This window comes from Streptomyces paromomycinus (assembly GCF_003865155.1).
Classification (GTDB): Bacteria; Actinomycetota; Actinomycetes; order Streptomycetales; family Streptomycetaceae; genus Streptomyces; species Streptomyces chrestomyceticus.
Window position 1 is genome coordinate 3,535,511 of record NZ_BHZD01000001.1, and the last position, 13,703, is coordinate 3,549,213.

10 protein-coding genes are annotated in these 13,703 nt (G+C 74.5%); all 10 read right to left on the reverse strand.

Going from position 1 to position 13,703, the window contains the following annotated elements; all coding sequences use genetic code 11:
* Positions 1 to 21: 21 nt before the first annotated feature.
* Positions 22 to 828 (reverse strand): spherulation-specific family 4 protein, encoded by an 807-nt coding sequence (locus OEIGOIKO_RS14340; RefSeq protein WP_125054376.1) that lies wholly within the window; start codon positions 826 to 828, stop codon positions 22 to 24.
* On the reverse strand, positions 816 to 1,793 hold the full coding sequence (locus tag OEIGOIKO_RS14345) for an NAD-dependent epimerase/dehydratase family protein (RefSeq protein ID WP_125054377.1): 978 nt from the start codon (positions 1,791 to 1,793) through the stop codon (positions 816 to 818). The genes OEIGOIKO_RS14340 and OEIGOIKO_RS14345 overlap by 13 nt, the downstream gene beginning before the upstream one ends.
* A gap of 339 nt (positions 1,794 to 2,132) precedes the next feature.
* Positions 2,133 to 3,503 (reverse strand): hypothetical protein, encoded by a 1,371-nt coding sequence (locus OEIGOIKO_RS14350; protein ID WP_246177339.1) that lies wholly within the window; start codon positions 3,501 to 3,503, stop codon positions 2,133 to 2,135.
* Positions 3,500 to 5,611, reverse strand: coding sequence for a glycosyltransferase (locus OEIGOIKO_RS14355; protein WP_125054378.1), 2,112 nt, complete (start codon positions 5,609 to 5,611; stop codon positions 3,500 to 3,502). Before OEIGOIKO_RS14355 ends, OEIGOIKO_RS14350 begins: the two co-directional genes overlap by 4 nt.
* Positions 5,612 to 5,802: 191 nt before the next feature.
* Complete coding sequence (locus tag OEIGOIKO_RS14360) at positions 5,803 to 7,623, reverse strand: dipeptide ABC transporter ATP-binding protein (RefSeq protein ID WP_246177340.1); 1,821 nt, start codon at positions 7,621 to 7,623, stop codon at positions 5,803 to 5,805.
* On the reverse strand, positions 7,620 to 8,609 hold the full coding sequence (locus tag OEIGOIKO_RS14365) for an ABC transporter permease (protein WP_125054379.1): 990 nt from the start codon (positions 8,607 to 8,609) through the stop codon (positions 7,620 to 7,622). The genes OEIGOIKO_RS14360 and OEIGOIKO_RS14365 overlap by 4 nt, the downstream gene beginning before the upstream one ends.
* Positions 8,606 to 9,643 carry an ABC transporter permease gene (locus OEIGOIKO_RS14370; protein WP_246177998.1) on the reverse strand — a complete coding sequence of 346 codons (1,038 nt, stop codon included), beginning with the start codon at positions 9,641 to 9,643 and terminating at the stop codon, positions 8,606 to 8,608. The genes OEIGOIKO_RS14365 and OEIGOIKO_RS14370 overlap by 4 nt, the downstream gene beginning before the upstream one ends.
* Before the next feature lie 53 nt (positions 9,644 to 9,696).
* Positions 9,697 to 11,433 (reverse strand): ABC transporter substrate-binding protein, encoded by a 1,737-nt coding sequence (locus OEIGOIKO_RS14375; RefSeq protein ID WP_125054380.1) that lies wholly within the window; start codon positions 11,431 to 11,433, stop codon positions 9,697 to 9,699.
* A gap of 211 nt (positions 11,434 to 11,644) precedes the next feature.
* The gene (locus tag OEIGOIKO_RS43935; protein ID WP_359871224.1) at positions 11,645 to 11,740 is read right to left on the reverse strand and encodes an Ms4533A family Cys-rich leader peptide; all 96 of its coding nucleotides are present in this window, start codon (positions 11,738 to 11,740) and stop codon (positions 11,645 to 11,647) included.
* Between the two features lie 189 nt (positions 11,741 to 11,929).
* Positions 11,930 to 13,666 (reverse strand): DUF3152 domain-containing protein, encoded by a 1,737-nt coding sequence (locus tag OEIGOIKO_RS14380; RefSeq protein WP_246177341.1) that lies wholly within the window; start codon positions 13,664 to 13,666, stop codon positions 11,930 to 11,932.
* Between the last annotated feature and the right edge of the window lie 37 nt (positions 13,667 to 13,703).

Consider the following 13,703-nt stretch of genomic DNA (forward strand, 5'->3'; position numbering starts at 1 on the left):
GTAACACTGCCACGCCCTTCTTCATTCCGAGACACCCGGTCCGATACGCGAGACGAATGTGTCCCAGTAGCCGGGCAGCGATTCCCAGGCGCTCCCTCCGTGGTCGGCGCGGTCGGTGAAGTAGACGGTCCCGGCGCCCTGCCAGCGGGCGATCCGCAGGGCTTCTTCCAGGTGGGTGCCGGGTACGCCGTGCACGAGGTGGCAGAAGCGCCGCGCCGGGTATTCGGCGGTCCACTCCGCCACTTGTGACCAGCGGTAGTCGGACCAGCGGCCGGCGAAGGTGACGAGCTGGTCGGCGACCTCCGCGTAGCCGGGGTACGGGTGGCGGCCGTGCCCCGTGACGAGGTGCGCGCCGTCCTTGAGGGCCCGCAGGGTGGTGGTCAGCCGCCGGGTCTCGGGAAGCAGTGTCCGGTCCGTGGGACAGCGGTCCAGATAGAAACCGTCGACCTTGTACCACTCCAGGAACCGGTGTGCGTCGGAGACCAGTTCACCGAACGGACGGGCGCCGTGCCCCAGGTCGAGCTGGCCCAGCAGCCGGGCCCCCGCGTCACGCAGTTGGGCGGCGGCCGGCAGGCAGTACGGGTCGGGGCGCACCCCGGGACCGCGCGCGACGTTGAGCACCACCCAGTGCAGCGCCGCCGCGCCGCCCCGTGGCCCCGGCGCCCGGCGCGCGGCTCCGGTGCAGGCCAACCCCCGGGCCAGGCGCAGCAGCTCGGCCCACTCGGCGGGTGCCAGCAGCGGGTGGGCGAACCCCGGAACGCCGACGCCGAGCGGCGCGGCGCCGGTCACGGCGGTGCCGGCGCCCAGGGACGTCGTCAGATACGACATGCGGCCTCCATCCAGATGTCGGCGAGGGATTCCTCCAGCCCGATCCGCGGCCGCCACCCCAGGCGGTCGCGGGCGGTACGCACGTCCGCCTGCTGCCAGCTCCCGCACCCGTCCGGATAGGGATACGCGGGGGGCACCGTGCCGTGTTCAGAGGCCGGCCCCGGGATGGCGAGCCGCGCGGCGGCGGGGCCGCCGGCGGCGTAGCCGGGCGGGGTGTCCAGTTCGTGGAGCGCGCCGCCGAACCCGGCGACCCGCGCGAGCAGCGCGGCGGCCTCGCGCAGCCGTACGGCGTGCCCGGTACCGATGTTGACCACGCCCTGGGCGGCGGAGAGCGAGGCGGCGTGCACCGCCCGCGCCACGTCCCGTACGTCCACGAAGTCGCGCTGCACGCCCAGGCCGCCCAGCTTCAGTTCGGTGTCCCCGGACTGCATCGCGCGCCGCATCGCCTCGGCGAGCCGGCCGAGCGGCGAGCCGGCCGGGGTGCCCGGACCGACCGGGGAGAAGACCCGCAGCACGACGGCGTCCAGGCCGGAGCCGAGGACCAGTTCGGTGGCGGCCAGCTTGCTGACGCCGTACGGTCCGCCGGGCCGCGGCACGGCGTCCTCGGCGGTCGAGGAGCCGGGCTGCGAGGGCCCGTACTCGGACGCGCAGCCCAGATGGACGAGCCGGGCACCGCAGCTGCTGCGCCGCAGTGACTCGCAGACGGTGGCGACCGCGACGGTGTTGTGCCGGGTCAGGTCGCGGGCGCCGCCGCGGGTCGTGCCCGCGCAGTTGACCACCACGCCCGGATGGACCGCGTCCAGGAAGCGGGTCAGGGCGCCCGGACTGCCGGAGGCCAGGTCGAAGCGGACGTCCGCGTCGTCGCCGCGCCCGAGGGCGGTCAGCTGGACGGCGGGGTCGGCGAGCAGCCGGTCGGCGACGTAACGGCCGAGGTACCCGTTGGCACCGATGAGCAGCACCCTCATCGCGCGACCCCCCGGTCCCGGTGTGCTTCGGTGGGGTGGACATTCATGGTGTCGTTCTCCTAATGCGGTGGGTTGCGGACGTGCTTCGGCAGGGGTGACCGCCGCCGCGGGGGCCGGGCGGTGGCGGAGTACGCCGCACGGATGGTGGCGGGCGTCCGGAGGAGGACAACCGGCGCCACGGGAGCGCCGGCACTGCGGAGGCCCGCGCGACCACCGGGGGTGATGACGTGCGCGCGGGCGGCGACGGTGCGCGCGCCGGGAGTGGTGGCGTGCGGACCGGAAGTACCGGAAGTACCGGAAGCAGTGGGGCGCGTATCGCGGGTGGTGACGTGTGCGGGGTCACGGCCGGCCCGCCTCCGCCGGTACGGGGGCGGAGGCTGCGTCGGGAGCCGGCGCGTGCGCCGAGGCGCCGGTAAGTGCGCCCAGCGCGTACAGCAGCAGGCCCAGGGCGGGGAGCGCGCAGGCCACGGCCGGTACGACGGACGGGCCGAGGTGGGTGACAGCCGTCTCGACCGGCCTGCCCAGCGGTTCCAGGCCCGGTGACCGGGCGGCCAGTACGCAGGCCAGGGCAGCGGCTTCCAGGGTGACGGCGGCGGCCGGGCCGGCGGCGGCAGCGGCCGGGAAGCCGTGCCGGGCGAGCAGCCGTGCCAGGAAGAGCAGGGCGCCCAAGGCCGAGGCGGCGGCCACCGCCCCCGCGCCACCACCGCCGCCGACGGCACCAACACCGCCGCCGACCGCGTCCGCCGCAGCCGACAGGGCGACCAGCGCCGCGAGCTGCATCGCGGTGGCGATCAGCAGCAACGGCCGGACACCGGAGGCGAATGCGGTCAGGCACCGGCTGTCCGCCAGTCCGCGGCGCGCGCGGCCCGCGAACCAGTGCGCGCACCAGGCGGCGGGCACGACGGCACACGTCAGGGCCAGGGCGGAAGCGGTGGCCAACTGAGTGTGTGTGGGCGGTAGATCGGGGCCGCCTGCCAGGAGCTGGGCCAGCAACCAGTCGCCGCCCAGCGCGTATCCGGCCAGCCAGCAGGTCCACAACCCGGCGGAACGGGCGATCGGATACCGCGCGCGCAGCGGACCGTGGCGGACGCACAGGCGCAGGGCGAGCAGCACCAGACCGGCCCCGGTCGCCGCGACGACCGTCTGTACGAGGCGGGGTGACGGGCCGTCGGCCGACGTGAACGGTACGGGGGCGGGCGCGTGCCCGGCAGCGGCGACGGCGGCCACGGTCGCGGCACACACCGCGCCGGGCAGCACGTGCAGCGCCGCGCGGGCAGCCCTCCCCCTCCGTACGGGGCCGGGCGCGGGCACGGCGGGCGGCGGCACTTCGGCGCGGGGAACCCGGGCGTACAACTCCTCGGCCAGCGAGAAGACGTCGCGGTGCCGGAAGCGGGCGGCCGTACGGTCGGTGACCCCGTGCGCCTCCAGCCCGGCGGCGATCTCCATCGGGTCGACGGCCCGTTCGCACAGCGTCCGGTGCTGGTGCATCAACGTCTTCACGGGGTCGGCCGGGCCGCGCCGGGGCGGCCCGGCGGGGGTGTCCCGTACGGGGAGGGGTGCGGGAGCGGGCGCGGGAGCGGCCGCAAGGGAGGACGCTCCCGCTTCCGGCACGGCTGGTTCTGTCCCGGCTTCCGGCGTCGCGCCGGGGCCGGAGCCGGTGTCGAGACCGCTACCGGCGTCGAGGCCGGTCCCCATGTCGGCTGTCGTCACGGTCGCGCTCCTCTCTGACGGTCGGCACCGGCTCCCGCCGCGGCGGCGGTTGGTCCGGCGACCGGTGCGAGGGCCGGTGCAGTGGCCGGTTCGACTACCGGTGCGGTGACCCGTCCAGTGGCCGGTTCGACTACCGGTGCGGTGACCCGTCCAGTGGCGGGGGCGTCCGGGTCCGGTGCCGCCCAGCTCGGCGCGCGGCCCGTCGGCGGTGCGGCGTGCGCGGCGCCGCCGCCCGCCACGGCCCAGCGGCCCGGTACGTGGGACTCGGCGGGCCGGCTGAAGAGGCGGGGCACGCTGTCGCCTCCCGGTCCGGCTCCGGCGGCCGGGCGGCACGGCGTACGGGACATCAGCTCCAGGTAGATGCCACGAAATGCCGCGACGTTCTGCTCCACCGTGAACAGTTCGAGTGCGCGGGCGCGCGCGGCGGCGCCCAGCCGGGCGCGGCGCCCCGGATCGAGCAGCAGTGCCAGGCACGCGTCGGCCAGCGCGCGCGGGTTGCGCGGCGGCACGACCAGGCCCGTACCGCCGATGACCTCGCACACCGCTCCGGCGTCGGTGGAGACGGTGGCGCGGCCGCTGAGCATCGCCTCCACGAGAGAGCGCGGAAAGCCCTCCGCCACGCTGGAGAGGACCAGCACCGAACCGGCCGCGTAGACGTCCTGCGGGCGCGGCAGGCCGGGGCCGCCGACCTCCTCGAAGGAGACCGGGTTGTCACCGGCGCTCCGCTCGTCGGCGGCCTCGTCGGGGAAGAGCTGGGCGGCCAGCACCCGGCACTGGGCCAGGTAGGCGGCGTCCTCCGGGAGGGGGCCCGGGGCGCCGACGATGCGCAGGGTCGCGGCCGGTTCGGCCCGGTGCACGCGGGCGAAGGCGTGCAGCAGCGAGACGAGGTCCTTGGCGGGTTCGACGGTGCCGGTCCACACCAGCGTCGCGGAGTGGTCGGCCGGGGCGTCGGGGACGGCGGTGAAGCCGGCCGCGTCCATGCCCGGGTACACCGTGCGCAGCCGCTCCCGGCCCGCGCCGCAGCGTTCCTGCCAGCGCCGGGTACGGGCGCTGCCGGGGGTGACGAGCGCGGCCTCGGCGTACGTCTCGGCGGCCAGCGCGGTCTCGAAGGCACCCAGCAAGGCGCGTACGGGGGCGCTCGCCCCCACTCCGGAGCGCGCGAGGTAGCGCTCGCGCAGGCGCACGCCGTACTCGGTGAGCAGGAGGGGCGTACCGAAGAAGCGTTTGGCCAGCAGTCCGGGGAGGGCGACGGAGCCGCCGGCCGTGGCGTGGCAGAGGTCGACCGCGGCGAGCCCGTCACCGTCGCCCCCGGAGGGGGCCGCGGAGCCGCAGCCGGACCGGTCCGTGCCGTGCCGACCCCCGCTGTACCGGCCCCCGCTGTACCGGTCCCCGCCGTACCGCTCCGCGTCGTACCGTCCCGTGCCGAACCAGTCCAGCGAGAGCGGACGCAGGGCGCGCTCCAGCTCCTCGGTCACGGCCAGCAGGTCGCCCACGCGTGCGCCGTGCGCGGCGCAGAGGGCGCCGGGCGCGCGGCAGGCGCTCTCCAGGATGCGTACGGCCTGTTCGGAGCGGAGGAGTTCGGGCAGGCCGCCGTGGTCGCGGGCCACCTGTGCCAGGCCGTACAGACCGGCGGCGAAACGGTCCGCCTGACCCTCGCGGTCCGCGGCGCCGTCCGCTGCCGGCACCGGGACGGGAGCCCGGACACCGGGCGGTACCGCCGCGATGAACCCCGCCGCCAGATCGCCGAAGCACTCCGCGAACCGCCGCCGCGCACGCCGTCCGCGCGCCCCGGCGCGCCACCCGCCGGGCCGCCACCGCAGGGCGGCGGGCAGTTCTCCGTACAGCGGCGCGACCCGCGCCACCCGGGCGTGGCCCAGCGTGCCCGCACCGCTGCCCGCCCCGCGCGCCTCCGGTCCGGTGTCCGACGGCCCGGACTCGTCCGCCGTGCCGCCTTCAGGGCCACGGTCGACGCCGTCCTCAGGGCCCCGGTCGAGGGTGTAGACCTCGAACTCGTGGCCGGGGAGCCCGTGCACGAGCCGGTCGCGCCACGGACGCGTCTCACCGGACGCATCCGGGCAGCCACCCTCGGTGAGCAGTCCAATGCGCACGAGCGCACCCCCGTTCTTCCTGATCGGCGTCCACGACGGCGGTCGTTCCCCGGGGGGCCCGCCGCTACCTGCAGGAAGAAGCTACGCAGAGATTCCGGTGACACGACGGACGGTTGTCCGTCGCGCCACCGGAAGGGGTGAAGAGACGTAACTTTCCACCCCGGTGGGCGTTCTGGCGCGCTATGTGCCCGTCACGCCGCAGCACGCAGTGCGCGCCGCCCGGCCGACGCCTCCGGGTCGAGCACGGGCACCGCCGCCAGCAGGCCCTTCGTGTACGGATGCCGGGGACGCTCGTACACCTCCTCGGTGGTGCCCTCCTCCACGATCCGCCCGCCGCGCATCACCGCGACCCGGTCGCTGACCGCCCTGACGACCGCCAGGTCGTGCGCGATGAAGACCAGCGCGAGGCCCAGCTCCCGCCGGAGTTCGCCCAGGAGGTCGACGACCTGCGCCTGGGTGGTGACGTCCAGCGCCGATACGGGTTCGTCGCAGACCAGCAGCCGGGGGCCGGGGGCGAGCGCCCGCGCGATACCGACGCGCTGCCGCTGCCCGCCGCTGAACTCGTGCGGGTAGCGGTGGTACCACGCCGGGTCCAGGCCGACCCGCTCCAGCAGTTCGCACGCCCGGCGCACCACGCGCGCGTCGTCCCGGTCGCCGGCCGCCCGCAGCGGGTCGGCGACCGATTCGCCGATGCTGCGTCGCGGGTTGAGCGAGGAGACCGGGTCCTGGAACACCATCTGGAGTTCGCTGCGGAAAGGGCGGAGCTGCCGGTCGCCGAGGGTGCCGATGTCGCGCCCCCGGTAGCGCAGCGTCCCCGCGGTCGGGTCCAGCAGCCGCACGAGCATCCGCCCGAGCGTCGTCTTGCCGCTGCCCGACTCCCCCACGAGGCCGACGGTCTCCCCTTCCCGTACGGTCAGCGAGACCTCGTCGACCGCGGTCGTCCGGTGTCTGCGGCCGCCGAACTCCCGCCGCAGCCCGACGGCTTCGAGCAGTACGCCGTCACGGTCGCCGTCTCCGCCGCCACCACTGAAACCGTCTCTGCCGCCACCACTGACGCCGCCACTGACGCGGTCACCGTCGTCGTCGCGCGCGGCGCCCGTGCCGCGCAGGGCGCGCCCGTCCGGCTTCGCGTCCACCCGCGGCACCGCTGCCAGCAGTTCCTTCGTGTACGGAGCGCGCGGCGCGAGCAGTACCTCGCCGACCGGGCCGTGCTCCACCGCCCGGCCGCCGCGCATCACGAGCACCTCGTCCACGCTGCCCGCGACCACCCCCAGGTCGTGGGTGACCAGGAGCAGCCCCATGCCGGTCTCCGCCCGCAGGTCGTGCAGCAGGTCGAGGATCTGCGCCTGGACGGTGACGTCCAGCGCGGTGGTGGGCTCGTCGGCGATCAGGAGGCGCGGTTCGCAGGCGAGCGCCATCGCGAGCAACGCGCGCTGGCGCATGCCCCCGCTGAACTCGTGGGGCCGCGAGCGGGCGCGCCGGGGGGCGTCCGCGATCCCCACGCGCTCCAGCACCTCGACGGCGCGGGCGCGGGCGGCGCGCCGGGAGACGTCCGGCCGGTGCACCCGGTACACCTCGGCGATCTGGTCGCCGATCGCGTAGTACGGGTCGAGCGAGGACAGCGGGTCCTGGAACACCATGGCGGCCCGGCCGCCGCGCAGCCGCCGCAGCTCGCGCTCGTCCGCCGCCCGTACGTCCGTACCGGCGACCCGTACCGTGCCGCTCACCTGCGCTCCGGTCCCCCGGTGCAGGTCCAGCAGGGCCGCCGCGACGGTGGACTTGCCGGAACCGGACTCGCCGACGATGCCCAGGGCCCGGCCGGCGGCCAGCGAGAAGGAGAGGCGGTCCACGGCCCGCACGGCGGCGGCGCCTCCGCCGTCGCCGGGTCCGTCGCCACCGGCCGCGCCGGGGAAGGCGACCGACAGATCGCGGACGTCCACCAGAAGGTCCGGCTCCGGGAGGTCCGGCTCCGGCGGGCCCGGCGCCGCTCCGCTCGTGTCCTCGGAGGTCATGTCAGGGCCACCCTTCGGTCGGCGAGTGCGTAGAGGACGTCCGCCACGACGTTGGCGACGACGACGGCGGCGCCGGTGCCCAGCACGACGCCGACGACCACCGGCAGGTCGACGACGCGCACCGAATGGACCATGAGCTGACCGATGCCGGGCAGCCCGAAGAGTGTCTCGGTGAGCATCGCGCCGCCGAACATCGTCCCGAGGTCGAGCGCGGTGAGCGCGATGACCGGCGGCAGCGCGCCGCGCAGCGCGTGCCGCGTCACGACGGAACGTTCCCGCACCCCGTACGCGCGGAAGGTGCGGATGTGGTCCTCGGCCAGCGTCTCCAGCGTCGAGGAGCGGGTCAGCCGGGCGTACTTGGCGGATTCCAGCAGCGCCAGCGCCGTCCAGGGCAGCAGCAGGTTCCAGGCCCACTGCTCCGGGTCCTCGGACAGCGGGACGTAGGAGGGGAACGGCAGCCATTGCAGGTAGGCGCAGAACACCATCAGCAGCAGCAGTCCGGTGATGAAGACCGGAGTGGCGGTGCCGGCGAGCGTCAGGCCCGTCAGGACGCGTTCCGTCGTGCCGCCGCGGCGCAGCGCGGACAGCAGGCCGGTGCCGACGCCGAGCAGCAGCCACAGCACCATCGAGCCGAGGGCGAGCGACGCGGTGACCGGCAGCCGGTCGGCGAGCAGCTCCGTGACGGGCGAGCTGTTCTGGTACGAGAGGCCGAGGCACGGCGCGTCGCAGTGCAGTACGCCGGTGCCGGACGAGAACTCGCGGCCGGCCACCAGGCCCTGGAGGAAGTGCAGGTACTGCGTCAGGACCGGCGCGTTCAGCTCCAGCCGTTCGCGTACCTGCTGGATCTGGCCGGGGTTGCAGCGCGGCCCGCAGGCCAGTTTGGCGGGGTCGCCGGGCGCGACGTAGAAGAGCGCGTAGACGGCGACGGTCAGCAGGAAGAGGACCAGGAGCCCGCCGCCGAGCCGGCGCAGTGCGTAGCCGGTCATACGACGGCCTCCTTCTCGTGCTTCTCGCGCTTCTCGTGCTTCTCGCGCTCCTCGCGCTCCTCTTGCTTCTCGCGGGTGGCGCCCGCGGACCGGCCCGTACCGCCCTTGCGGCCCGCCCGGGTGCCGACCCGCAGCCGGGACCGTTCGCGCGGGTCCAGTGCCGTACGGACCGCGTCGCCCAGCACGGTGAACGCGAGCACGGTGACCAGCAGGAAGCCCGCCGGGAGCAGGACGTACACCGGGTCGGCCCGGAACCAGGTGGTCGCGGTCGACAGCATCTGTCCCCAGGACGCGGTGGGCGGCCGGACGCCGATGCCGAGGAACGACAGCGACGCCTCGGCCACGATGTTGCCGGGCACCAGGATCGCCGCGTACGTGATCACCGGTGCGGCGAGCGACGGCAGCAGTTCGCGCCGCGCCACGCGCAGCGGCCCCGCGCCGCCGAGCCGGGCCGCCGCGACATGGTCCAGCTTCCTCAGGGCCAGCGTCCGCGCGCGCACGATCCGCGACGTGCCGAACCAGCCGAGCAGGCCGAGGACCAGCACCAGCAGCAGCGGGCGGGGGAAGTCGGCGGGCACGATCGCGGTCATCGAGATCGCGATGACGAGCATGGGCAGCGCGGTCAGCACCTCGGTGAACCGGGAGAGCACTTGGTCCGCGAGGCGGTTGCCGAGCCCGGCCACGAGGCCGACCACCACACCGATGAAGACCTGTACGGCCGTGGCGCCGAGCGCGATGAGCAGGGAGACCCGGGCCCCGTACAGCAGCCGGGCGAACATGTCCCGGCCGGTGCCGGGTTCGACGCCCAGCCAGTGGTCGGCGCTGATCCCGCCGTACGGGCCGAGCGGTACGCCGCCGCGCGCGGAGTCGATCAGGTCGTCGTGGTACGTGGTCGGGTCCTGGCCCTCCAGCGCCGCCAGCAGCGGTGCGCCGAGGGCGAGCAGGACGAGAACGAGCAGGACGGCCGCGGAGGCCACGGCGGCGGGCCGCTGCCGCAGCCGTCGCCATACGGTGTGCTTCTGAGGGGGTGTCACCGCGGTCTCCGGAGGCGCGACCCCCGGCTGACGCGGCGTCACGTCGGTCGTCGTCACTTGACCGCCACCTGGGAGATGTCCAGCACGCCGTCCCAGTCACTGATGACGACGTTCTTGACGTCCTTGCCGTACAGGCGCTTGTAGACGGGGTGGAAGAGCGGTACGGACAGGGCCCGCTCGCCGATCTTCTTGTCCAGCGCGCCCCACCGTTCCGCCGCCGCCTTCAGGTCGGTCAGCTTGTTGATCTCGTCGATCTCGTGGTTGACCGCCGGGTCGTCGAGCTGCGCGTGGTTGAAGTTGGAGGCGTCCCGGACGATCTGCCGGCCGTCGAAGATCGGCGCGAGGAACGGGCCGCCGGACGGCCAGTCCGCTCCCCAGCCGCCGATGAACAGGCCCGGCGCGTCGTCGACGCTGTGCACCTTCTCCTTGTAGTCGTTGTTCTCCAGGCCCTGGAGCCTGACGGTTATCCCGGCCTTCTTCAGGGCTTCCTGCACGGCCGTGGCGATGTCCGGGCTGGTCTCGAAGTTCTTGGCGGTGGAATGCGTGAGGGTGAGGGTCAGCCCGTTCTCGTGACCGGCTTCCTTCAGCAGTTCCTTCGCCTTGGCCGGATTTCCGGTACGGCCCGCCGGGAAGTGGTCGTAAGGGGTGTGACCGAAGGACCTTCCGTTCGGCAGGAAGGTGGTGGCCGGTTCGGCGAGCGCGGAGCCGCCGGCGGCGTTCACGACGCTCTGCCGGTTGACGGCGTAGGCGACGGCCTGGCGCACCTTCGGATTGTCGAAGGGCTTCACCTTCGGGTTGAAGGCGAGGTAGTTGGTGTAACCGAAGTGGCCGGTGCCGACCCGCTTCCCGAGTTCCCGGTCGCCGCTGATCCGCGCGAGTTCGGCCGGTCCGAGGTTGGTGTCGGTGGTCACCGCGGCGGCGTCCGGACCGGCGCCGGTGGCCAGCCGCTGGTTGATGACCGCGGAATCCAGGCCGGATTTCACATCGATGGTGTCGGGATAGGCATGCCGTTCGGAGTCGGTCTTCTCGGACCAGTGCGGATTGCGCTCCAGGACGAGATGTTCACCGTCCCCGGTGTTCTTGACGACCTTGTACGGGCCCGAGGAGATCGGGTGCTCCTCGTATTTCGTGCCGGTGTCCCTGGCCTTCGGCACCGGCGCGAACTGCGTCTGGGTGGCGAGCAGCGGGAATTCGCCCTCGGGCTTCTTCAGGTGGAAGACGATGGTCTTCGCGTCCGGCGTCTCGATGGACTTGAGCCCGTCCTCGCTCTTGTCCTTGTACGGCCCTTGGTAGCTTTCACCGCCCACCAGCCAGTCCCGCAGATACGGTGCGCCGCCGGAGAGTTCGGCGGCGAAGGAACGCTCGATGCCGTATTTGACGTCGGCGCTGGTGATCGGCGAGCCGTCCTCGAACTTCAGCCCGTCCTTGAGGGTGTACGTCCACACCGTGGCGTTCTCGCTGGGCCGTCCGGTGTCGGTGGCGAGGTCCGGTACGGCTTTCGCGCCGGCCGCGCCGTTCTCCCGGTTGCGGGTGGTCAGCGTACGGAAGACCAGGGTCGGTACCTTGCCGCCGCCGGAGGTGTAGAGGCGCGCCGGGTCGAAGTTGGTCTGGGGTGCGGAGTTCAGGACGGTGAGCGTGCCCCCCTTGGCGGGCGCGGCGCCCGCGCCGTCACCTGCCGCGCTGTCCTTGGGGCCGCAGGCGGTGGCCCCGGCGGCCAGCGCGACGGCCACCGCGACGGTGACCGTGCGTCTGGCGGGGACGGAGTGACGGGGGCGGGACGGCTCGGCCATGTCGGTGGGTGCCTTTCGCAGCGGGACGTACCCGCGGAAGGCGGCGGCAGCAGGAGCGCGGTGAGGCGCGGGGCCGCCCCTGCGGACACGTTCGGGTGAGATACGTGGATACGCGGGGGACGCCCCGGCCCGGGGTCGTACGGCGCCGCGTCTCACGGCCCCGGGGTACGCGGGCCGTCGCGGCGCGCTTCCGCGCGGCCGGGGACGGGCCTCAGCGACACTCGATGTCGGCCACGGACTGCACGGACACGCCGATCAGCGCCAGCTCGAAAGCGGCGGGTGCGAAGGCGGTGGCAGGGCGCGGCATGGGAGGAAGATTTCCCGAATGTCCGTCCGATGGCAAAAGTGTCCCGCGATGAGAGACGAATCATCCCGCATGCCGGACCATCTCGCGTCCGCGCCCTTCGGGGAATCCGGCGCCGGCACCCTCCGAGCGCCCTGCGGTCAGCACCGTCGAGTCGCTCGGGGCAGGGTCAGGGGGACCGCTGTACCGCTGTCAGCGCCCTTCGGGAAACGGCCAGGCGTTGGGACGGCAGGTCGCGCCGTCCGTCGTCAGGAACTTCGTCTGCTGCATCATCACCGGCGCCAGGGCGCCCTGCCGCGTGCAGCTCTCGTGGTTGCGTCCGAGCCGGTGGCCCACCTCGTGGTTGATGAGCATCTGCCGGTACGCGTGCAGTTGGTCCGGCCCGTAGGTCTGGGCGCCCTGCGCCCACCGGTACGCGTTGATCATGACCCGCTCGGTCGCCGCCGAGTCGCACGACACGTTGTCCTCGGTCGTGTCGAGCCCGGACTTGGCACACCACGCGGCGGTGGTCCCGGGGCTCGCCAGCGTGATGACGAAGTCGGCCTCGCCGGAGCCCACCCGCTCGAAGGTGCGCCGCCCGCCGTGCGCCCAGCTCCGGTCGTCGTTGAGGGTCTTGTGCACCGCGTCGGCGAACAGTTCGCCGTCCAGGCCCATGCCCTCCTCCACGTCGACGCGGTAGCGCCACACCTTGCCGCGGCCCGGCGCCTCGGCGTCCCCGCCGGCCGGCTTGAACTGCCCGGAGGCCGCCAGCTTCGTGTCCAGCGGGTAGGCCTTCGCCATCTTGTCGTCGTACGTGACGGGGGCCGCCTGCTGCGTCGGGCGCGCGTTCGAGCGCGAGGCGGCGTCGGAGCCGGCCGTCCGGCCCTTCCCGCTGAGCGCCCGCGCCTTGCCGTCGTCCTGCCGCTGGTCCGTGACCTGCCCGGCCACCACGACCGCGAGCACGGTCGTCACGGCCGCCGCGGCCACACCGGTGAAGGTACGACCCTTGGTGATCTTCTTGCGGGAGCTGAACTGGGGCCCCTGGGCGCCGAGTTCACCGGCGTCCGGAGTGATGTCCGGCGCGTCGGCCGGGCCGTCGCCCTCCCTCGGGAAGACCACCGACCGGCCGGTGTCACGCCCCGGCCCGGCCCGTCCGGGCCGTCCGCCGCTCTCCGGGGACCCGGCCGCGAACACGTCGTCGTCCGCGTCCCCGGGACCGCCGACGCGCTCCTTTTCGGGTACGGGCTGCGCCGCGAAGGCGTCGATGTACTCCTGCCGGGGCGCCGGCACCCGGTTCTGCGGGACGAACGGCGATCCGACCGATCCCGTACCGGTGGAGGTCGGACCGAGGACGGGTCCGGCCTCCGCGTCAGGGGCGGGGGCAGCGGCAGGAGTGGAGGCAGCGGCAGTGCCGCCGGCGCCGGGCGCGGGCCTGCTCGCGCCTTCGCCGCCGTCCTCGAACGGGGCGAATCCGTGCGCCGGGGTGGCCGGCGCGGACTGCGGGCGGCCGTCGCGCGGGCGCGGTACCCGGGGTGCGCCCTGCGCGGGTGTGCCGTGCGCCGGCGTGCCGGGGGAAGTGTCGCGCGCGGGTGTGCCGGGGGAGGTGTCGCGCGCGGGCGCGTTCTGCGGCGCCGCGGGGCGCACGGTCGGGTGCCGGTACGGCTCGGGGCGCGTGGACGGATGCTGCGGCGTGCGTTGCGCGGGTGTCTGCCACGGTGCGCCCTGCGCCGGTCCGTGCTCGGGCGTACGGCGCCCGGTCGCGTAACGGATCGCGCCCTGCGCGGGCTCGTCCCCCGGCGTGCGCTGCTGCTCGGCGCCGCCCGCCCGGGCGGCCTCGCCGCCCCCTCCGCCGTCCGGCCCCGGCTCCGCGCGGCGGCGCCTGCGGCCCGTACCCGGCCCGGGAACGGGTCCGGCGCCACCTGCCGCGCCGAGCCCGTCCGCCTCGCCCACCTCACCTATTCCGGAGGTGTCACCGGCGGTTGCGGCC